Here is a 19,869-nt window from a genome sequence, read left to right on the forward strand (position 1 = left end):
GCCAAGTTTAATCCCCTGTCTCCGCGGCGAGCTGCGCCCCGAGGGCGACCCCCGGCGGGTCGACCCTGTCGGGGGCCAGCCCGCGGACCTCGTTGATGGAGTGGTCCAGGGAATGGGTCACCGCCACCCCGCTGAACAGCGGTAGAGCGGCGAGGGCGGTGGTGGCGATGAGCTGGCGGATTCGTGTGGTGTTCATGCCCGCGAGGTTAGGGGGCGGAACTGACCATGCCGTGGCAGCAGCCTGGCAGGCCACTATCACTCGTTGCGGCGCGGCGGCTCCTGGCGGCCGGTGAGGATGTCGATGACGCTGCGGATCGCGGCGTCACCGATGGGGCCGCTGTGCGCACCCCAGTTGCCGGTGCTGAAGGGGCCGCGCGGGGGCTCGGGGCGGGTGCGCTCCTCACGTGGTGCGTCGACGACCTCGACGCGTTCGGCGGTGTTGTCGACGGTGACGATGAGGGTGGTGTCCTCGAGTTCGAGGGTGACGCCGTCGGCGACGCCGGCGGTGCGGGCGGCGTCGACAAGCGCACGCAGGTCGGCGAAGCTGGCGTCGGAGAGGTCGATGGACAGGGAAACAGCCATGGTGTCGGCTCCTCGGGGTAGGTGTCCGGGTGGTTCAAGGCCCACAGTAGGCCTCGGCCCCTGCCGGTGTCACCACCCTTAGGGGACGCACCTGACCCCACCTGACCCTGCCCGGGCCCGGCTCAGGGGGCCATGGTGTTCTCACCCCAGAAGACCTCGTCGACCACCCGGCGCGCCTTGCGGGTCAGGCGCAGGTAGCGCTCGAGGTAGCCCTGGTAGTCCTCCGGGTTCCAGCCGGCGGCACCGGCGACCTGCGCCAGCGCCGGTCCGGGGCCGGGGAGCTGGTCGCTGCGTCTGCCCTTGACCAGCACGAGGGCGTTGCGGGCGTTGGTGGCGAACAGCCATGCCTCGCGCAGGATGCGCACGTCCGGGACGGGGATGATCTCCTCCTGTTCGAGGACGTCGAGGATCTCCAGGGTGGAGGTGTTGTGCAGTCCCGGGTAGTCGTGGGCGTGCATCATGGTCAGCAGCTGGACGGTCCACTCGATGTCGGTGAGCGCCCCGCGGCCGAGTTTGGTGTGGGTGTTGCGGTCGGCGCCGTAGGGCAGGCGTTCGTCGTCGATACGCGCCTTCATGCGGCGGATCTCGCGGATCTCGCTTTCCGAGGCCCCCTGCTCCGGGTAGCGGAACTTGTCGATCATCCGCAGGAAGCGGGTGCCCAGTTCCTCATCGCCGGCGACGACGGTGGCGCGCAGCAGGGCCTGGATCTCCCAGACCTCGCCCCATTCGCGGTAGTAGCGCGCGTAGGAGTCGAGGGTGCGCACCACGGCCCCGGAGCGGCCCTCGGGGCGCAGGCCGAGGTCGACCTCCAGCGGCGGGTCGCCGGAGGGTTTGGCCAGGCGGGTGCGCATGCCGTCGACGATGCCGATGGCCCACTTCACGGCCTCGTTGTCCGCCACACCTTCGGCGGGTTCGCAGACGAACATGACGTCGGCGTCCGAACCGTAGCCGAGTTCCGCGCCCCCGAGGCGGCCCATGCCAATGATGGCGATGCGTGCCGGGGGTTCGTCGAGGTCGTTTTGTTCCAGGCTCCAGCGGACCTCGGCCAGCAGGCTGGCCTGCAGTACCGCGTCCCACACCAGTGAGAGTTCCATGCAGACCCGGTCGACGGGCATGAAGTCCAGCAGGTCGGCGGAGGCGATACGCGCCAGTTCCACCCGGCGCAGGGAGCGGGCCACGGTGACGGCCCGGTCGGGGTCGGCGTGGCGTTTGGAGGAGGCCACCAGGGCCTTGTTCACCTGGTCGGGTGCCGGGTCCAGCACCCGCGGCCCGACGGCGCCGTCGCCGAGCTGTTTGACGAAGTCGGGTGAGGAGATGATCAGGTCGGAGGTGAACGGCGAGGTGCCGAGGATCCGCATCAGGCGCTGGCCGACCACGCCCTCGTCACGCAGCAGGCGCAGGAACCACACGCGGTCATAGGCGGCGTCGGAGAGTTTGCGGTAGTTGAGCAGCCCGGCGTCCGGGTCCGCGGTCTCCGCCAGCCAGGTCATCAGCGTGGGCAGGAGCATGGCCTGGAGCTTGGATTTGCGCGTCCCGCCGGCGGCCAGGGCGGTGAGGTGCTCGAAGGCACGCGTCGGGTGGCGGTAGCCCAGGGCCGCGAGCTGGAGTTTCGCGGCCTCCGGGGACAGGGCGATCTCCGCGACGGAGAGGTTGACCACGGTGTGCAGCAACGGGCGGTAGAACAGCCGCGAATGCAGGTCGGCGATGAGCAGGCGGATACGCCGCAGCTGGCGCTGGAGGGCCTCGACGGCGGATTTCTTCCCTGAGGCGGAGAAACCGGCGGTGCGCGCCAACCAGGCGAGGTTGCGGGCGTCATCGTCCGCGGGCATCGTGTGCGTGCGCCGCAGCCGGTGCAGCTGCAGGCGGTGTTCCAGCAGGCGGAGGAATTCATAGGCCTCGATGAGCTGGTGGCCGTCCTCCCGCCCGATGTAACCGCCGTGGACCAGTGCCGCCAGCGCATCGACCGTGGCCAGTACGCGCAGCGACTCATCGCCGCGGCCGTGGACCAGCTGGAGCAGCTGCACGGCGAACTCCACGTCCCGCAGCCCGCCGACGCCGAGTTTGAGTTCGCGTTCGCGCATGGCCTCGGGCACGTTCTCCAGCACGCGGCGGCGCATGGCCTGCACATCATCGACGAAGGACTCGCGTTGCGAGGCCGCCCACACCATCGGTGCCAGCGCCGCCAGGTAGTCGTGGCCGAGTGCCATGTCCCCGGTCATGGGCCGGGCCTTGAGCAGGGCCTGGAACTCCCAGGTCTCCGCCCAACGTTTGTAGTAGGCGATGTGGCTGTCCAGGGTGCGTACCAGTGCCCCGGATTTGCCCTCCGGGCGCAGATTCGCGTCAACGTCGAAGAAGGCCTTCGAACCGATGCGCATGAACTCCCCCGCCAGGCGCGTGGCCTTCGGGGTGGGCGGCTCAGCGATGAAGATGACGTCCACATCGGAGATGTAGTTGAGCTCCCCCGCCCCGCATTTACCCATCGCCATGATCGCCAGCCGCGTATCCACACCCCGTTCCTCCCCGTAGACACCCGCCACGGCGAGCGCGAGGGCGGCGGTGAGGGCGGCGTCGGCAAGCGCGGTGAGCAGCCCGGTCACGGCGCTGAACTCGAGCACCGGCTGCTCGGCGGATTCCCCGCGGCGGGCGACGAAGGTGCCGGCCAGGTCGTGGGCGGCGATCCGCATGATCAGGGTGCGGTAGGTCAGCTTCAGGGTGGTCGCCGCCTCCGGGCCGGTCAGCCGCGCCCGGTAGGTGCCCGGTGTGCCCAGGTCGGCGGTGGCGGTGTCTGCGGGGAGGTCCGCGGCGGCGTCCTCGATCTCGAAGTCGGCGGGCACCGCATCGATGCAGCCCAGCATCGTCTGCATGAGTTCCTCGCGTGTGGGCAGCCCGCCGCGCAGCTCGGTCCACAGGTGCGGGTTGGCCGCGAGGTGGTCACCCAGGGCGGTGGAGCCGCCGAGCAGGGCGAAGAGACGGGTGCGGAAGGCGGCGTCGTCACGCAGGGCGCGGTCGAGCTCACTACGGTCATCCTCCAGCGCCGTCATGACGCGGATGAGGGTGTTCAGCGCCAGATCCGCATCCCCGGATCCGCTCAACGCCCACAGCAGGTCCACGGATTCCGGGTTGTCCCAGCCCAACCAGGCCAGGTCCTCCGCGGCACGCGGACCGGTGAGACTGAGAACGGCCGGGGACGGGACAGGGGTGCGGCCAAGAGGCAGGGTCATGGGGTGTTCAGGCTCCTCAGGCGGGTGCTAGTAGTCCAGGTTGGAACGCAGCTCCCAGGGCGTGATCTGCTCCTGGTAGCTGTGCCACTCGCTCCACTTGGACCGCAGGAAATACTCGTAGACGTGCTCGCCCAGGATATCGGCCACGAAATCAGATTTCTCCAGGATCCGCAGCGCCTGGTCCAGCGACGGCGGCAGATCCTTATAACCCATGGCCATCCGCTCGCGCCGGGTCAGCCGCGAGATGTCGTCCTCCGCGGGTTCCTTGAGCTCGCGTTCCTCGCGGATGCCCTCCAGGCCGGCGCCGAGCAGGACGGAAAATGCCAGGTAGGGGTTGCAGGCCGAGTCCAGGGAACGGACCTCCACCCGCCGCGATTCCGCCTTGGACAGCCGGTAGGTGGGCACGCGCACCAGGGCGGAACGGTTGGACACGCCCCAGGTGGCGGCGGTGGGGGCCTCGTTGCCGAAGACGATGCGTTTATAGGAGTTGGGCCACTGGTTGGTCACCGCGGAGATCTCCGGGGCGCGGTGGAGGATGCCGGCGATGAAGTGCTTCGCGGTCGTGGACAGGGAGATCTCGTCGTCCGGGTCGTGGAAGGCGTTGGTGTCGCCCTCGAACAGCGAAATGTGCGAGTGCATCGCGGAACCGGCGTGCTCGGTGAAGGGTTTGGGCATGAACGTGGCGCGCACGTCATTGGCCGCCGCGACCTGCTTGATCAGGTAGCGGAAGGTCATGATGTTGTCCGCCATCGTCAGCGCGTCGGCGTGGCGCAGGTCGATCTCCTGCTGGCCCGGCGCGGTCTCGTGGTGGGAGAACTCTGTGACGATGCCCATCGCATCCAGCGCGGTCATTGCTTCTCTGCGAAAGCGTGGCGCAATGTTGTGCGAGGCCTGGTCGAAGTAACCGCCGTTGTCCGTCGGTTCGATGGGTCCGCCGCCTGTGCCCTGTCTGAACAGGTAGAACTCCACCTCCGGGGAGATCATGCAGGTGAAGCCGTCGTCGGCGGCCAGCTGCACCTGGCGGCGCAGGATCTGCCGCGGATCCGACCAGGAGGGTTGGCCGTCGGGCATGGTGATGTCGCAGAACATCCGCGCCGTCTGCAGCTCCGGGTTGTCCGTGTCAAAGGGCAGGACCTGGAAGGTGGAGGGATCCGGTAGCGCGATGGTGTCGGACTCGGAGATCCGGGAGAGCCCCTCGATGGAGGAACCGTCGAAGCCCACGCCCTCCTCGAAGGCGCCCTCAAGTTCCGAGGGGCTCATCATGACGGACTTGAGGTACCCGAGCATGTCGGTGAACCACAGCCGGATGAAGCGGATGTCCCGTTCCTCGACGGCGCGCAGCACGAATTCCTGTTGGCGATTCATGGGTCCAACTCTAATTGGGTGTTCCGGATGGCGGGTGGGGGTGCTTTCCGCTGCGTATCGCCGCTGTTCGCCGGGGCTCGCACAGATGGGCGGGGGTGGCTGTGTCGGGATGGCGTGGTGCACTGTCAGCACACGGGGAGATCGAACAGGCTTTCCCCGGAACGAACCCCTGAAACGAACGGAGCCGTCACCATGACCGCCATCATCCATCCCACCTTCAACGACCACACCGCCGCTCACGCGGGCGATCCGGAGCAGGTCTTCCGCGAGCAACTCGAATGCACCATCACCACCCGGCTCGTTGCGGCCGCCCGCGCCGGTTGGACACCCGACGACATCCGCCACCTCATCGGCTCCGCCGCCGACCTCTTCCTGCACGCCGCCCTGCCGGAGGTGGAGGAATTCGCCCCCACGACCGTCCGCGCCGCCTGGCTGCGCCAGATCCACGGGCCCCGCAGCGGAGAGGCCACCATCAGCGAACTGGAGACCATCAGCGGGAGGCTCTCCGCCCTGCCGGGCTTCCAGGACACCGACCTGCTCACCGACCTGCACCTCCTCCACGACCGCGACCTCGAGGCCGGGGACTTGAGCGCCGAGCAGCGCCGCGCCCAGCAGCGGATCACCGGGCTGCTGAAGAAGGCCGAATCCACCACCTTCGCCGCCGAGGCCGAGACCCTGGTGGCCAAGGCCCAGCAACTGCGCCAGCGTTACCGCATCGACCACCTCGACCTGGAGGACCCCGGCCCCGGTGAGGTGGTCAGCGTGCGGATGCGGCTGCGCGCCCCGTGGGTGCGCCAGCAGTTCCTCCTCCTCGGCCGGGTCGCCCACGCCAATTCCTGCCGCACCGTGCTGGAGCGCTCGGTGGACATCGCCAGCCTCATCGGCCACCCGGACGATGTCCGCCACACCGCCGAACTCTTCGCCAGCCTCAACCACCAGCGCGACTACTTCATGCGCACCTCCCCCGGCGCGCACGAGGCCACCCGCACCGGCCAGACCTCCGCCTACCGGCGTTCCTTCCTCTACAGCTACGCCGTACGCATCGGCGACCTGCTTCTCGACGCCGCCGCCGACACCCCCGTCACCCCGACCGAGCAACGCGACATCCTACCCGTCCTGGCCTCCCGCGCGGACGCCGCCCGCGAGGCCACCGACCAGCTCTTCCGCCACACCCGCAGCATGTCCTTCCGGCACGGCCACCACGCCCGAGGTGCCGTCGACGGTGTCCGGGCGGCCGAACGCGCACATCTGGGCCCGGATGCCCCGGGCGTGGAGGATAGTGCTGCAGGTGACGGAACAAACCCGTCACGGGCGCAGTCACACCGGTAGATTGGAGATACCAGACCCAGCGCAGATCCCGGAGGAACCCACCCATGTCCACCCGCATTTTCCTCGAGGTAGAAGCCAAATTCGCCGTGGTCGACACCGCCGTGGTGCCGGACCTGACCCGCATCACCGGGGTGGCCGCCATCGCCGCCACCCGCACCCACCGGATGTCCGCCATCTACTACGACACCGCGGATCTGCGCCTGACCCGCTCCCACATCACCCTGCGCCGCCGCGAAGGCGGCTCCGATGACGGCTGGCACCTCAAACTCCCCGGTGTCGGCGGCCGCCTGGAGATCCACGCCGACATCGGTGAACCGGTCGACGGCCTCTACCAGATACCCGAGGAGATCCTCGCCCAGGTCCGCGCCCTGGTCCGGCGCGAACAGCTCAACCCCATCGCCCAGGTGGACAACGAGCGGGTGGAATCCATCCTCGCCGGCGCCGACGGCAGCCGGCTGGCGGAGTTCTGCGATGACCACGTCTCCGCCTGGTCCCTGCTGCCGGGTGGTGTGCACACCTCCTGGCGCGAATGGGAGCTGGAACTGGCCGGGGAAACCGCCGGCACCGAAGCAGGTGACACCCTCATCCACTCCGCCACCCAGCTCTTCCTCCGCGCCGGAGCACGCGTGTCCTCCTCCCCCGCCAAACTGGTCATGGCCCTGGGGGACTCCATCCACCACGCTCCCCTGCCGCCCTTCCTGGTCAACGCCGACATCGACCCGGACTCCCCCGCCGCGGCCGTCATCGCAGCACTCAAGCTCAACCGGGACAAGCTGCTCGAATACGACCCGAAGGTACGCCGCGACGAATGGGACTCCATCCACCAGATGCGGGTGGCCACCCGGGAGCTGCGCAGCCACATGGAGACCTTCAACGGTATCCTCGGCGGCGAGGAACTCGAGCACATCGAGGCCGAGCTGAAGCTGCTGGCCGGCATGCTCGGTCATGCCCGCGACGCGGAGGTCGTTGAGGAACGCTTCCTGCGCCTGCTCGACTCGGAGGACTCCGATGTCCTCGACGAAACCACCCGTGAGCACCTGCGCCACGACATGGGTGAGGAGTACCGGCGTGCCCACCGCCGAGCGGTACTCACCCTCGACTCCGACCGCTACCTGGAGCTGCTCGACGCCATCGACAGCCTGCTGGCTGACCCGCCGGTCGTCGGCGCGCACGCCGCCGCCGAACAGGACGTCGAGGAGAGGCCCGCCGCCCCGCAGGCCCAGTCCGCCGAGGAGGTCGAGGCGATCCTCTCCCAGCATCTTGAGGAGGCGTACAAGAAGCTGATGAAACGGCACCGCAGGGCCGTGGAGAACCGGGACAACCCCGAGCTCACGCTGCACCAGCGGGAGGAGTACTTCCATGACATGCGCAAGTCCGCGAAGAAGCTGCGCTACGCCGCGGAGGCGGTCGGTGCGGCGACCTCACTGAAGACGAAGCGCCTGTACAACGCGTGCAAGCAGATGCAGTCCAGCCTGGGGGATTTCCAGGATGCGGTCACCTCCCGCGACAGGCTCGTCCACATGGCGCAGGCCGCCCAGCGCCGCGGGGAGGACACCTTCGGTTACGGCCTGCTCTACCAGCGGGAACGCTTCAGCGGACTGAAGTCGCTGGAGGAGTACTCCGACGAGGTCAAGTCGATCCGCGCGGCCTACAAGCAGCTGCGTAAATCCGTGGAGGAGGCGGCTGGGGAGAGGGCGAAGCAGGAGGAGAAGCGTCGGAAGAAGGAAGAGAAGAAACAGCAGAAGGCGCAGGATGAGGCGCCTGTGCCTAAGGCTTGAGCACTACCTTGATGCAGCCGTCCTGCTTCTTCTGGAACTTCTCGTACATCTCCGGTGCCGCATCCAGCGGGGCGGTGTGTGTCTTGAGGTCGAGGACGCCGAGGGGGTCCGAGGGATCATCCACCAGCGGCAGCAGCGTATCGGTCCAGGACCTGACGTTGCACTGACCCATCCGCAACTGGATCTGCTTGTCGAACATCGTCAGCATCGGCAGGGGATCCTTCATACCGCCGTAGACCCCGCTGATCGAGATCGTGCCACCCCGCCGGACCGCGTCGATGGCGGTGTACAAGGCGCTGAGCCGGTCCACCCCGGCCACCTCCATGGCCTGGCGCCCCACCGGGGAGGGCAGCAGTCCCACCGCCTTCTGGGCTGCCCCGGCCACATGCGAACCGTGGCCTTCCATGCCCACCGCGTCCACCACGGAGTCCGGCCCACGCCCACCGGTGAGATCCTTGAGCTGCTCGACCACACCCTCGGAGGAATCCAGGGTCTCGATGCCGTGACGCTCGGCCATGGCCCGGCGCTCCGCCACCGGGTCCACGGCAATCACCCGGTACCCCAGGTGCCTGCCGATCCGGGCGGACATCTGGCCGATCGGTCCCAGGCCGAGCACAGCGAGGGACCCACCCTCCGGGGGTGCGGCGTAGTGCACCGCCTGCCAGGCGGTGGGCACCACGTCGGAAAGGTAGAGGTAGCGCTCGTCCTCCCCGGTGTGGGGGACCTTGATGGGGCCGTAGTCCGCATGCGGTACACGCATGTACTCCGCCTGCCCACCGGACACCGAGCCGTAGAGGCGGGAGTAACCGAGGAACTGGGCACCGGTGTTGTACTCACGGACCTGGGTGGTCTCGCACTGTGACTGCAGGCCCTGGCGGCACATGAAGCAGTGGCCGCAGGAGACGTTAAAGGGGATGACCACGCGATCCCCCGGTTTGATGTGGGCGACCGCGGAGCCGACCTCCTCGACGATGCCCATGGGTTCATGGCCGATGATGTCGCCCTTGTCCATGAACGGGGTCAGTACCTCATACAGGTGCAGGTCGGAACCACAGATGGCGGTCGAGGTGATCCGCACGATCGCGTCTGTCGGCTCCTGGATCTGCGGATCCGGGACCTCCTCGATGCTGACCGAGCGCTTTCCCTGCCACGTCAATGCCTTCATTTTTCCTCCTTCCCAGGGGTGCCGCCCCGGGACGGAGCAACAACGCTGAGCTGTCGGGTTTCCCCGACCCTACCGACGAAATATCGCGCCAGCTACCGCGTTCCGGAGGCCAGCTTGTCCCCAGGCCAGACAGACGGCCACGGCCCCGCCACCTGAGCAGGTGGCGGGGCCGTTTCGCGTGCGGGGTTACTTCTCCCAGGCCGGGGGCTTGCCCCAGTCGTCCTCGGCAGCGTCCTCGGCATCGGCGGCAGCTCTACGGGCGGCGGCGATCTCCAGGGCGGCAGCCGCCTCCTCACGGGTGTCGTAGGGGCCCATGCGATCCTCCCACGCACCCTCCTTGCCCTGGGTGACCTCGTGGGTCTTCGGGTCGAAGTACCATTTCTCGTCTTCCGGGGTCATGTTCTCCTCCTGCGTTTTCATGGTTCGGGGCCACGGCGGGGTTGTCCGTTTTATGGCCCCAGGCTACCCGTGCCCGGCACGGCACGGCGGGGACTACTGTGGGAATCACAAGAGTGTAAGGAGAACAACCACCATGCCGATGTGGCCCGCCCCCGAGCTTCCCACCACCGACCGCGTGACCAGCGCCCACCGGGAGAAGGTGGGCGTCGAGCCCCTCCATGTGGCCCACGCCCCGGCCACGTGGCTGCTCATCGGTGAGCACGTCGACCATTCCGGTGGCGTGGTACTGGCCACCCTGACGGATCTGGAGGTCGCGGTCGCGCTCTCCCAGCGCAGCGACGACCTGCTCAAGGTCACCCTCCACGAGACCACCCCACGCGGTGTGAAGATCATCGAGGACCAGATCAGCTCCGGGGTCGTCGCCGAGCGTGCCGCGGCCCAGCAGCCGACCATCGACGAACGCGGCCGCCCCGTCGACCCACCCACCCCGGAGGGTGGCCTGGCCGCGCGGCTGGGCGGGATCGTGTGGACGATGATCCAGCGCCAGCTGCTCTCCCGCGACACCGCCGGCCTGGACGTCACCGTGGTCACCGACATCCCCGACGGTGTCGGCCTCGGCGACGAGGCGGCCCTGGAGTCGGCCTTCGTGCTCGCCCTGCTTGGCGACGCCCCCGACCTCGACGACGCCCCCATGCGCACCCGCCTCGCCGAGGTCTGCCACCAGTCCGCCGAGATGTTCTCCCCCGCCCCGCCGCTGCGCGCCCGCCACACCGTGGCCCTGCGCGGGGTCAGTGACTCGGTCTCCGTCATCGACTACGCCGACGGCTCCGTCACCCAGGCACCCCACCCGCAGTCCGCTGACCTGGAGTTCTTCGCCATCACGGTGGAGCACGCCCGCACGGACCGCTCCGCTGAGATCCGCCGCCGCCAGCGTTTCGTCGCCGACGCCTGCCGCGCCTTCGGCACCGAGTCTCTGCGCTTGCTTCCCGACGCCCGCCAGCGCGTCGTCGAATGGCTCTCGGCCGTGCACAAGGTCCACGGCACCGACGACACCCCCTCCGTGGGTGAAGCCGCCGCCTGGCTCGCCTTCGAGGAGAAGGAGACCGAACGCGCCCAGCAGATGGCCCGCGCCCTACGTGCCCGCCGCAGCGAGGACATCTGGCCCCTGCTCGCCCAGTCCCAGTCCGGACTGACCGGCCCCTACGGCCTGCTCGGTTCCGAGGCGATGGTCCAGCTCTGCCTGGTCCGCGGTGCACTCGGCGCCCGTGCCGCCTCGGCCGGCAACATCGAGGGCGTCATCGCCGGGGTCAGCACCCGCCGCGCCCCGAACTTCGCCCGGGACCTCGCCGACGACGGCCTCGTGGTCGTACCGCTGGGCCGGGGACGCGTGGCCGGGGTGCTTCCCCAGGAGGGTTGAGGCTTTCCGCACGGCACCGGGAATCCAGGCGTGCTCTGGGTCCCGTGAAAGGCGGGGAGGATCTTCGTGCCGACTGAGGCCCTGCCTCTCAGCTACGGTCTCATCCTCCGTCTCCTCGTTTTCTTCAGTGGTGGCGCCGAGGATGGTCCCGGCGCGGCCCCTCGCCTAGCGGACGAACGTACGCGGGGCGTCCCGGGAGATTCCGGGTTCCTCACCGAGCACGGCCCGGACTGTGGGACTCCAGGGCCGTGCGCGGGGCTCGGTGGTGATGCTTGCCCTGGAAGGCGGTGCATGCGGCACTGTTATGGCTATCGTGGGGGTCACCCAGGACCACCAGGTCTGACCTGACCTGGCGGGTACGAGGAGAAAGGTGGGCAACCACGTGGAGATCAATCTGGTCTTGACCTTGTTCGCCGGGGCGTTGCTGACGTTCGCTGCGTTTTCCACCCTGCTGCAACGGATCAGCCTGCCTGGCCCCCTGCTGTGTCTGGCTTTCGGGGTACTGATCGGACCCTATGCCCTGGATCTACTGCGGATGGAGGACTTCCAGGTGTCCACCGGCACACTGCTGGAACAGGCGGCCCGAATCACCCTGGCCATGGGTCTGGCCGGGGTGGCCCTACGGTTGCCGCACGGCTACTGGCGGGCCAACATGCGGTGGATTGCAGTGATCATCGGCCTGGGCATGGCGCTGATGCTTGTGGTCGCGACAGGGGTCCTGTGGTGGGGGCTGGGCATTTCCTTCCTCCTCGCACTGGTGCTGGGCGCGATCGTCACCCCCACGGATCCGGTGGTCACCACCCCGATCGTCACCGGTTCCCTGGCTGAGGAAAAGGTTCCGGAGCGGGTCCGGCACAACCTCTCGGCCGAGAGCGGGATCAATGACGGACTGGGGTACCTGTTCGTCATGCTGCCTATGCTCCTGATGACCACGCCTGATCAGGCCTGGCAGGAGTTTCTCACCACGGTTCTCCTGTGGGAGGTGCTCGGTGCCGTCCTCGTCGGCGCCCTGGCAGGCTTCGTGTTCGGGAAGGTCTTCGTGCTCGTGCAGGAGCACGACCTCATGGAGGAAAGCTCCTACCTCGCCTTCATCGTGCCGCTGGCGCTGCTGCTGCTCGGGGCCGGCAAACTTCTGGGCACCGATGGCCTTCTCGTCGTGTTCATCGGGGTGGCCGTCTTCGGCCAGGTCATCCCCCAGCGGGAGGAATCCGAGGAGGACAAGGTCCAGGACGCCATCGCACGCCTATTCCTGCTACCTGCCTTCGTGCTGCTGGGAATCGCCCTGCCGATCAGTGACTGGGCCGGACTGGGTGGGGCCGCCCTCGCCGTGGTGGCCACGGCCGTCCTGCTGCGCCGGCTCGTCACGCTGTGGACGCTGCGACCGTTGCTGAAAGGTGTGCACGACCGGTCCGAAACGTTTTTCCTCAGCTGGTTCGGCCCGATCGGGATCTCGGCGTTGTTCTACGCGACACTGGCCGAACGCCACACCGGCAATCACGAGATTTTCGTGTTGGCCACCCTCGCTATCACCTGTTCGGTGCTCCTCCACGGGTTGACTGCGGCACCGTTGAGTGCCTGGTTGAAAAAGCGGGAGCCACAGGACAAACAGCAGGAGGAGGTGAGCGCCTGAAGCCCTGCCCTCCTTCCCGTGACCGCTGCTCGATTGAGGTGCCTTCGGAGACCTACGCCTGTCGTCCCACATCTCCCGGGGTCAAGGGGTCAGGAGCGGAGTTTTGTCCATGGTCGGCGGCGTAGGCGGCGAAAACCTCCTCCACGGATTCCCCGGTGTGCAGGAAATCCTTCTTGAGCTTGTCCCCGAGTTGCTGGAGCGCCAGGGAGAGCCGTTGAGCGCTCAGGCGCACCCCCGGGTGGTCGGCTTTCAGAGCGGCGTCGCGCAGCTGCAGGGCGTAGGGCAGCTGGCGGGGCAGGGCGAGATCCTGGTCCGGTTCCAGAAAGTAGAAACCTTCAGTGTGCTGGGTGAAGTCGACGCGGACCTTCCCCACATCGCTCGTCAGGGTGTCCAGGACCCGGGTGACGGCCGCCGCGTCCAACTCGTGGATAGTCTCCGCGTAGGCGACATCAGCCAGACCCTTCAGCTCAAGGGCCAATGACCGACGCCTTAATAAAGGCGGGTGGACCTGCGTGAACCACGTCAAGGCCGCGGTGATCAGGGCGAACCCGGTGAGAGCCTCCAGCGGAGAAGCCAGCCGGATCCACGGATCGGTGGCCACCATATCGCCGTAGCCCAGAGTGCCGAGCGTCAGCAGGGAAACATAGAGGGCTTCGACAGCGTCGGGATAAACAGCAGGATCAATTCCACTGGAGTAGGTGAACCCGCCCGGGATATGCGGGTAGTAGATCAGGGCCCACCCCACTGACTGCAACATCACCCACAGAATGATCACAGCGACCATGGCTGCGGGCCCGACACCCGACCCGAGACGATGCCCGATCGCCTTCGATGCCTTCCACATCCCACGGAGCACCCATTGGCTGAGATCCCCTTTGCCGCTGGGGTGCAGCAACGTGTGGAACATGTCCCGCAACCCGACGACGATGAGTACGATTCCCGCGACCGTCAGTGCTACATCCATCGGTGCCCCTCTGCGACAACTGTCTTTCATAAGCGGCCCGCGTCTGCCGGAGCCCCGCGGACAATCCCCACCGTACTGTCTCCTGGGCCGGGACTGACCGGGGCAGTCAGTCTCCCCAGCCACGCCCGTCATCGACGGTGTCTAAAGATTCGGTGACGATCGCGTCCACGGGAGGTATATCTGATCGAGGGTGGCTAGCCTCGGGGGCAGAGACCGGATCGATGCGATCAAGGAGGATGCATGACCACCAACGCGATGATCACCGCCCACCCCAATCCTGCCGGTGACCTGGACGTCGACAAGCTCACCGAGGCCATCGACGCCGCCCTGGCCTGCGCTCAGACCTGCACCGCCTGCGCTGATGCCTGCCTGGCCGAGGAGATGGTCGCGGAGCTGCGCGACTGCATCCGCACCGACCTGGACTGCGCCGACATCTGCGCGACCACCGCCGCCGTGCTCAGCCGGCGCACCGGCAGCAACCTGACCGTGGTCAAGGCCCAGCTCGAAGCATGCCGAATCGCATGTTCCACCTGCGCCGAGGACTGCGAAAGCCATGCTGAGATGCACGAACACTGCCGCATCTGCGCCGAGGCATGTCGCCGCTGCGAGCAGGCCTGCGCTGACCTGCTGGCTGCCATCGGCTGATTCGCCGCCCGCTCCCCCGGCAGGACCAGGGCCGGGTTGCCCCGCAGGGAGACACAGACGCAGAAGGGCGACCCGGTCCGACGAGCTCGCTACTCGTCTGGGGGTCGCCCTCTGTGTCACGCCGCTGGCTAGGCTGATTCGCGGATCTTCCGGGGGATGAGGAGCATGCTGACCAGACCGAGGAAAGCTGCCCCGGCGAAGAGATAGAAGCCCCAGGGGTAGGCCAGGTTGGCGGTGACGAGAATTCCCGCGCCCAGGGGACCGACAATGGCCCCGAGCCGGCCGATGGCGTTCTCCAACCCCATGGCTGTCGCGCGCGAGTTCCCCTGATAGACCTTGGAGGTGAAGGCGTAGACCATCACCTGGGCGGAGAAGACGAACACGCCGGCGAAGAAGACCAGGGTACCCAGCAGGAAGGCGCTGTTCATCCTGACGGAGAGCAGGACCAGCAGAATGGCGGCCATCAGGAACCAGAGGGTGGAGATGGCGGAGGGCTTCCACTTGTCACCGATCCAACCGGCGAAGATCAGGCCGACGATGGCCCCGAGGTTCAGGACGAAGAGCTGGATGATCGAGTCGGTGACGGCATAGCCGGCCTTGCTCATGATCTGCGGGAGCCAGGTGTTGAGCCCGAAGACGATGATCAGCCCCATGAAGCAGGCCACCCAGGTAGCCAAGGTGGTGGTGGTCCAGGAACGGTCCTTGAAGAGCTCAGCGAATCCGCTGTCCACCCGCTTCTTCCCGTCCCTCTGGGGAACTGTGTTCTCACGGGTGAGGAGGAAGACAGGTGACTCCGGAAGCTTGAAGAAAAGGACGGGAACCAGCAGGAGGCCGAAGAATCCGCCGATGGCGAAAGGGGCCTGCCAGAAGGGGAGGAAGGCCAGGGTGAGCAGCGTCGTCAGGACAGCTCCCACGTGATATCCGGTCATGGTGATGGTGGTGACCCGGGCGGTGCGGGTGGCTCGGTTGATCTCGCCCATGTAGGCCAGACAGGTGGGCACCACGGCACCCAGCCCCAGTCCGGCCACCATCCGCAGAACCGCGAAGACCGCGACATTAGGCGAGAGCGGCAGCAGAAGGGTCAGGACGCTGAAGAGGGCGACGCAGCCGATGATGACTTTCCGCCGCCCGAAGCGGGAAGTGAGCAGACCCACCCCAGCGGCACCGACAGCAGCACCGACATAGGTGAGGGAGGAGGCCCAGGTGGCCCCCGAGTTGGTGAAACCGATGGCACCGGTTCCTGTCAGGGTCGGAATCGCCGCCCCTAACACCACCAGGTCGAAACCGTCCAGCATGACCACAACCCAGCACAGGACCATGGGCCAGACAAGTGGCGAGGAGGATTGTGACGCCGGGGAAGCCGTCGTCTGTCCGCTCTGTTCACGGACGGAAGGTAGAGCCGTCATAAATTTTCCTTCTTGAGCTGGGTTCCCATTAGGTGTGCGGAACCGAGGCGGGCAACAGTCGGCTGAGCTCGGAGGAACCCGCTGCCCGAGGGGGATGATCCGGACACCATGATGCTGGATGCCGGTGCGTACCACCTGTTATTCGGCCGGGGCGGGGGTTCCTGGGGAAATAGGCCCCCGGTCAGGGGGACGGTTGGCGCTGGCCGGGCGACACCGGGGTCACCGCGGCGGGGTGGTGTTAGAGCATTGAATAGGCGGCTGATGCCGGCGAGAGGACCTCGTGGGAGGCACCGTTTCCGAAGTAGATCTTCTCCCCGTCGTCCGGGATGAGCACTCCGGCGGGGAAATGCTCTTCCGCTGCCGCGGTGATGTGGTCGCCGATGGTGCCGGGGACCAGGTGGTGCAGCGCCAGTTTCTTGGCGCCGGCCCGGGCAGCGATCTTGGCTGCATCCCCCGGAGTCGTGTGAGCCTGGCGGTGGTGCTGCATGGAGGCGTCCATGCTCTCCCCACCGGGGCTGCTCTGGTACATCTTCTTCATGCCCTCCAGGTCAATCGCTTCGTGGAGGAGAAGGTCCGTGCCTTCTGCCAGGCGGACCATGTTCTCGCACGGGGCAGTGTCACCGGAGATGGTGACGGAACCGGCATCAGTGTCGAAGCGGAAACCGAAGGCCGGGGCGAGCGGGGGATGTTCCACGAGCGTGGCCGTGACACGCACGCGGTCGTCCTCGAACACCGTGAAGGGTTCCATACCGGCGGGAGAGACGTTCGTGTTGGGGTGGTATCCGGTACCCGCCGGGATCTCGATGTCGTGCGGTTCCCAGAGGGAGTAGGGGGTGGGCATCAGCAGGTCGTACATGCGGTCGGTGACATCGGTGGAATGGGACCTCAGCAGGAGGGAGACCATGTCCACAGTTCCGGCCGTGGGGAGATCATCAAAGATGGGCGTGACCTCTTCGGTGGCCACCGGGCTGAGGAGGGGGAGCATACCCCGGTCACCCGGTCCGTAGATGGGCAACGGTTTGGTGCGCTTGTCCGTCATCATCCAGCCGAAGAGCATGAATCCGATCAGGTCAACCGTGTGATCGGAATGGAGGTGGGTGATGAAGGTGGCTTCCACATCGTCGATGTTGAGGCCGGCCTTCTGGAACTGGGTTGCTGCACCGCGGCCGAAGTCCACGATGTACGACTTGCCTTCGACGACCACCGCTGTCGAGATACCGCTGCGGACAACGCCGGTGGGTGTGGCGCCCCACCAACGGGGACCACCGGCCGTTCCGAGTGTGAGGACGTGCGGCTGTTCATGCATGGGAAGCTCCTTCTGCTGAAAGGTGGTGCGGACCTGTCGACCGCCCGTAGGGGTTCATTTCTTCTGACCTGTGGAGGCCGGGGCAGGGAATGGAGTGATCCTCAGACGCCGGCCGGGGACGATGGACAGGCCCGGTCAGACCACACAGTGCGCTTCTCTCCTGCGCGGCAGGGAGGTGATGCGGCTCATATTGTGGTGAACTTCACGCTAAAGCTCACACTAGGCATTGGCAAATACTAATTCTCTCTGTCGCGCATAGAATGGATCTATGGAAAGTAGACAACTGCAGCTTTTTCGCGCCATTGTGGACCACGGCAGCTTCACCGCGGCCGCCGAAGCCCTGCTGATGACCCAGCCCTCCCTGTCCACCGCGGTCAAGAACCTGGAGAAGGAGCTGGGGACCCAGCTGCTGATCCGGACACGGTCCGGAGTGGTGCTCACCGAGTCCGGACAGGAGGTCTACCACCTGGCCGTCCAGGTCCTGGACCAGATGGAGTATGCCGCCGCACGGGTGAAAGGCTTCTCCTCCGGGAATGTGGGGCGGGTGGTGATGAACGTGGCGCCCACCTTCAACTGGGAGTTCCTCCCCCAGCTCGTACGGCACTTCCGGACCGAGACCCCCGGCGTGGATTTCGTCCTGGAGGACCCGGACCCGGGGACCACGCTCTCCCATCTCCGCGAAGGGCAGGCGGACATCGGGATCGTGCCCACCGGCGACGTGGAGGCCCTCCGGGCCATCCACCCGGACCTCCGCTTCGAGGTGGTCACCCACGTCGACCTCGTCCTGGCGCTCCCCACCGAGGAGCCGGACCCGGAGAAGAAGGGACCCATCCGCCTCGAGGAAGTGTCCCACCTCGACTGGTTCATCCCCCGCGTCCGACAGGAGCTGCCCGGCCTCCCGGAGATCCTGGAGAATCACTGGCGCCACCACCCCGAGACCCGGCCGAAGCGCATCCAGCACGTGGCCACGATCCAGACCGCCCTGCCACTGGTCGCCGGCGGGGCGGGCGTCACGCTGGTCCCCCGCTCCCTGAGTTCTCTCATTCACGGAGTGGTCACCTACCGGGAGGTGGAGGACGCCATCCCGCCGCTGATCCTGGTGGCCCTGTGGCACCCCACCCGGTATCAGCCGCCCGCTGTCACACGGGTCCTGGAGAGGATCCTCGCCGCCGCCACCCCCACGGCCCCCACCGACACCCCGGACCGGTGAAGCCAGGGACCGTCACCCATCTCCGACCGGCCTGGCAGTCCGTCCTGTCAGGTCCCACCGCCCCACATTTACCCATTACTGCCAGGTGAAATAAATTACATCTATGCAAAGCAAAGATAATTAGTATTTGAGCTATACATGCCCCCTCCTTAAGCTCAATTCCGTCAGCACCTGTGGCACACGACACAGATATCCGGGAGCTAGACGTACCTCACCTCCGAAGGTGCAGGTGCGGGAAGGACGAGGGAATGGGCAGCTTGAGATTCACCCACGACACTCTCGCGCAGAGAGTGGTTTTCAGTACCGGCCAAGCAGTCGATGCCGCTGCCGAAGAAATCACGCGGCTGGGCGCCGGCAGGCCGATGATCATCTCCGCCGAGGGTACCCACCACGTGGCGGAGAAGCTGGCTGCGGTGCTGCCACCGGTCCAGCACTGGCGCGACGCCGTCCAGCACGTCCCCCGCTCGGTGGCCGACGCCGCCACCGCCGCGGCCCGGGCGGACGAAGCGGACATTATCATCAGCATCGGGGGCGGCTCGGCGACCGGCCTGGCCAAGGCCATTGCCCTGGACACCGGCCTGCCGATCATCGCGGTACCCACCACCTACGCGGCGTCTGAGGCCACCCCGGTGTGGGGTATCACCGAGCAACGCACCAAAACCACCGGCACCGACGCAGGCGTCCTACCCCGCGTGGTCATCTACGACGCGGACCTGGTGGCCACCCTGCCACAGCCCATGGCCATCGCCTCCGGCCTCAACGCCATGGCCCACAGCATCGACTCACTGTGGGCACCCAAGGCCGATCCCATCAACCGGGCCCTGGCACTGGAATCCGCCCGCGCACTCGCAACGGCCCTGCGCGGACTGGCCACCGGACAGGGGCAGGCCGCACGGGAGCAGGCCCTCTACGGCTGCTACCTCTCCGGCGTGACGTTTGCCTCCGCGGGCTCGGGCCTGCACCACAAGATCTGCCACGTCCTCGGCGGCACCTTCAACCTCCCGCACGCCGAGACCCATGCGGTGGTGCTGCGGTACGTCGCCGCCCTCAACCTCCCGACGGTGCCGGCCACGGCTGCCGACCTGGCCGCCGCCCTGGGCAGCGAGGACGCCCTGGACGGCCTCAACCGCCTCTACCAGCAGGTCGGGGCCCCGGCCTCGCTGGCAGAACTGGACATGCCCGAGGACGGTATCACCGAGGCCGTCGACCGGGTACTCAAGGCGGTGCCCGCCGGCAACCCGGTAGAGGTCACCGCAGACAACCTCACCATGCTGCTCACCGCCGCCTACCACGGCCATGACCCGGCCCGTATCACCGACTTCGCCGAAGGAACAACCCGATGACACAGACCATCCCCACCTCCCACATCTCCGATGCCCAGCGCCAGGTCGAAGACGACCTCGTCACCCGGGTCCTGGCCTCCTTCGACAACTGCGACAACCCGCGGCTGAA

Annotated in this window: 16 protein-coding genes; 7 read left to right on the forward strand and 9 right to left on the reverse strand. The window is 67.2% G+C overall.

Translation table 11 applies throughout. The annotated features are described in order from the left end of the window. Window positions 1–7 precede the first annotated feature (7 nt). The 4 genes from NYP18_RS13985 to NYP18_RS14000 form a co-directional block, all read right to left on the reverse strand. The gene (locus NYP18_RS13985) at window positions 8–196 is read right to left on the reverse strand and encodes a hypothetical protein (RefSeq protein WP_259428811.1); all 189 of its coding nucleotides are present in this window, start codon (window positions 194–196) and stop codon (window positions 8–10) included. A 59-nt stretch (window positions 197–255) separates the two neighbouring features. Beyond that, entirely contained in the window at window positions 256–582 is a 327-nt protein-coding gene (locus tag NYP18_RS13990) for a Cgl2226 family protein (protein ID WP_259428812.1), read from the reverse strand. A gap of 122 nt (window positions 583–704) precedes the next feature. Further along, window positions 705–3,803 (reverse strand): bifunctional [glutamine synthetase] adenylyltransferase/[glutamine synthetase]-adenylyl-L-tyrosine phosphorylase, encoded by a 3,099-nt coding sequence (locus NYP18_RS13995; protein WP_259428813.1) that lies wholly within the window; start codon window positions 3,801–3,803, stop codon window positions 705–707. A 27-nt stretch (window positions 3,804–3,830) separates the two neighbouring features. Then, the gene (locus NYP18_RS14000; protein ID WP_259428814.1) at window positions 3,831–5,168 is read right to left on the reverse strand and encodes a glutamine synthetase family protein; all 1,338 of its coding nucleotides are present in this window, start codon (window positions 5,166–5,168) and stop codon (window positions 3,831–3,833) included. 192 nt (window positions 5,169–5,360) lie between these two features. On the opposite strand from NYP18_RS14000, the gene NYP18_RS14005 reads away from it, so the two are divergent. Next, window positions 5,361–6,497, forward strand: a complete 1,137-nt coding sequence (locus tag NYP18_RS14005; protein WP_259428815.1) for a DUF2786 domain-containing protein — start codon at window positions 5,361–5,363, stop codon at window positions 6,495–6,497. A 44-nt stretch (window positions 6,498–6,541) separates the two neighbouring features. Further along, window positions 6,542–8,275 carry a CYTH and CHAD domain-containing protein gene (locus NYP18_RS14010; RefSeq protein ID WP_259428816.1) on the forward strand — a complete coding sequence of 578 codons (1,734 nt, stop codon included), beginning with the start codon at window positions 6,542–6,544 and terminating at the stop codon, window positions 8,273–8,275. On the opposite strand, the gene NYP18_RS14015 is transcribed toward NYP18_RS14010, so the two are convergent. Both NYP18_RS14015 and NYP18_RS14020 read right to left on the reverse strand, forming a co-directional pair. Continuing rightward, complete coding sequence (locus NYP18_RS14015; protein ID WP_259428817.1) at window positions 8,265–9,440, reverse strand: zinc-dependent alcohol dehydrogenase; 1,176 nt, start codon at window positions 9,438–9,440, stop codon at window positions 8,265–8,267. The two genes, NYP18_RS14010 and NYP18_RS14015, sit on opposite strands and share 11 nt — an antisense overlap. 186 nt (window positions 9,441–9,626) lie before the next feature. Further along, entirely contained in the window at window positions 9,627–9,839 is a 213-nt protein-coding gene (locus NYP18_RS14020; RefSeq protein WP_126120947.1) for a hypothetical protein, read from the reverse strand. Window positions 9,840–9,972: 133 nt separating this feature from the next. Between NYP18_RS14020 and NYP18_RS14025 the strand changes: the two genes are divergently transcribed. Together NYP18_RS14025 and NYP18_RS14030 are read left to right on the forward strand one after the other, a co-directional pair. After that, the gene (locus NYP18_RS14025; protein WP_259428818.1) at window positions 9,973–11,256 is read left to right on the forward strand and encodes a galactokinase family protein; all 1,284 of its coding nucleotides are present in this window, start codon (window positions 9,973–9,975) and stop codon (window positions 11,254–11,256) included. A 370-nt stretch (window positions 11,257–11,626) separates the two neighbouring features. Further along, window positions 11,627–12,886 (forward strand): cation:proton antiporter, encoded by a 1,260-nt coding sequence (locus NYP18_RS14030; protein ID WP_259428819.1) that lies wholly within the window; start codon window positions 11,627–11,629, stop codon window positions 12,884–12,886. Window positions 12,887–12,938: 52 nt separating this feature from the next. On the opposite strand, the gene NYP18_RS14035 is transcribed toward NYP18_RS14030, so the two are convergent. Further along, complete coding sequence (locus NYP18_RS14035; RefSeq protein ID WP_259428820.1) at window positions 12,939–13,850, reverse strand: potassium channel family protein; 912 nt, start codon at window positions 13,848–13,850, stop codon at window positions 12,939–12,941. Between the two features lie 240 nt (window positions 13,851–14,090). Here NYP18_RS14035 and NYP18_RS14040 point away from each other — a divergent pair, with 240 nt between their 5' ends. Beyond that, window positions 14,091–14,495, forward strand: a complete 405-nt coding sequence (locus NYP18_RS14040) for a four-helix bundle copper-binding protein (protein ID WP_259428821.1) — start codon at window positions 14,091–14,093, stop codon at window positions 14,493–14,495. 128 nt (window positions 14,496–14,623) lie between these two features. Here NYP18_RS14040 and NYP18_RS14045 read toward each other — a convergent pair whose 3' ends face one another. Next, a complete protein-coding gene (locus tag NYP18_RS14045; protein ID WP_259428822.1) occupies window positions 14,624–15,901 on the reverse strand; it encodes an MFS transporter in 1,278 nt (425 codons plus the stop codon). Between the two features lie 238 nt (window positions 15,902–16,139). After that, window positions 16,140–17,207, reverse strand: coding sequence for an MBL fold metallo-hydrolase (locus NYP18_RS14050; RefSeq protein WP_259428823.1), 1,068 nt, complete (start codon window positions 17,205–17,207; stop codon window positions 16,140–16,142). A gap of 268 nt (window positions 17,208–17,475) precedes the next feature. Between NYP18_RS14050 and NYP18_RS14055 the strand changes: the two genes are divergently transcribed. Both NYP18_RS14055 and NYP18_RS14060 read left to right on the forward strand, forming a co-directional pair. Beyond that, window positions 17,476–18,417 (forward strand): LysR family transcriptional regulator, encoded by a 942-nt coding sequence (locus NYP18_RS14055; RefSeq protein WP_259428824.1) that lies wholly within the window; start codon window positions 17,476–17,478, stop codon window positions 18,415–18,417. A 248-nt stretch (window positions 18,418–18,665) separates the two neighbouring features. Further along, the gene (locus NYP18_RS14060; protein ID WP_259428825.1) at window positions 18,666–19,760 is read left to right on the forward strand and encodes a maleylacetate reductase; all 1,095 of its coding nucleotides are present in this window, start codon (window positions 18,666–18,668) and stop codon (window positions 19,758–19,760) included. Window positions 19,761–19,869: the final 109 nt, after the last annotated feature.

Source organism: Corynebacterium lemuris, from assembly GCF_024919295.1.
Classification (GTDB): Bacteria; Actinomycetota; Actinomycetes; order Mycobacteriales; family Mycobacteriaceae; genus Corynebacterium; species Corynebacterium lemuris.

Coding starts and splice junctions, on each gene's coding strand:
- NYP18_RS13985 (WP_259428811.1), bottom strand. CDS start 196: ATGAACACCACACGAATCCGCCAGCTCATCGCCACCACCGCCCTCGCC.
- NYP18_RS14045 (WP_259428822.1), bottom strand. CDS start 15,901: ATGACGGCTCTACCTTCCGTCCGTGAACAGAGCGGACAGACGACGGCT.
- NYP18_RS14020 (WP_126120947.1), bottom strand. CDS start 9,839: ATGACCCCGGAAGACGAGAAATGGTACTTCGACCCGAAGACCCACGAG.
- NYP18_RS14055 (WP_259428824.1), top strand. CDS start 17,476: ATGGAAAGTAGACAACTGCAGCTTTTTCGCGCCATTGTGGACCACGGC.
- NYP18_RS13995 (WP_259428813.1), bottom strand. CDS start 3,803: ATGACCCTGCCTCTTGGCCGCACCCCTGTCCCGTCCCCGGCCGTTCTC.
- NYP18_RS14010 (WP_259428816.1), top strand. CDS start 6,542: ATGTCCACCCGCATTTTCCTCGAGGTAGAAGCCAAATTCGCCGTGGTC.
- NYP18_RS14040 (WP_259428821.1), top strand. CDS start 14,091: ATGACCACCAACGCGATGATCACCGCCCACCCCAATCCTGCCGGTGAC.
- NYP18_RS14015 (WP_259428817.1), bottom strand. CDS start 9,440: ATGAAGGCATTGACGTGGCAGGGAAAGCGCTCGGTCAGCATCGAGGAG.
- NYP18_RS14035 (WP_259428820.1), bottom strand. CDS start 13,850: ATGGATGTAGCACTGACGGTCGCGGGAATCGTACTCATCGTCGTCGGG.
- NYP18_RS14000 (WP_259428814.1), bottom strand. CDS start 5,168: ATGAATCGCCAACAGGAATTCGTGCTGCGCGCCGTCGAGGAACGGGAC.
- NYP18_RS14060 (WP_259428825.1), top strand. CDS start 18,666: ATGGGCAGCTTGAGATTCACCCACGACACTCTCGCGCAGAGAGTGGTT.
- NYP18_RS14050 (WP_259428823.1), bottom strand. CDS start 17,207: ATGCATGAACAGCCGCACGTCCTCACACTCGGAACGGCCGGTGGTCCC.
- NYP18_RS14025 (WP_259428818.1), top strand. CDS start 9,973: ATGCCGATGTGGCCCGCCCCCGAGCTTCCCACCACCGACCGCGTGACC.
- NYP18_RS14005 (WP_259428815.1), top strand. CDS start 5,361: ATGACCGCCATCATCCATCCCACCTTCAACGACCACACCGCCGCTCAC.
- NYP18_RS13990 (WP_259428812.1), bottom strand. CDS start 582: ATGGCTGTTTCCCTGTCCATCGACCTCTCCGACGCCAGCTTCGCCGAC.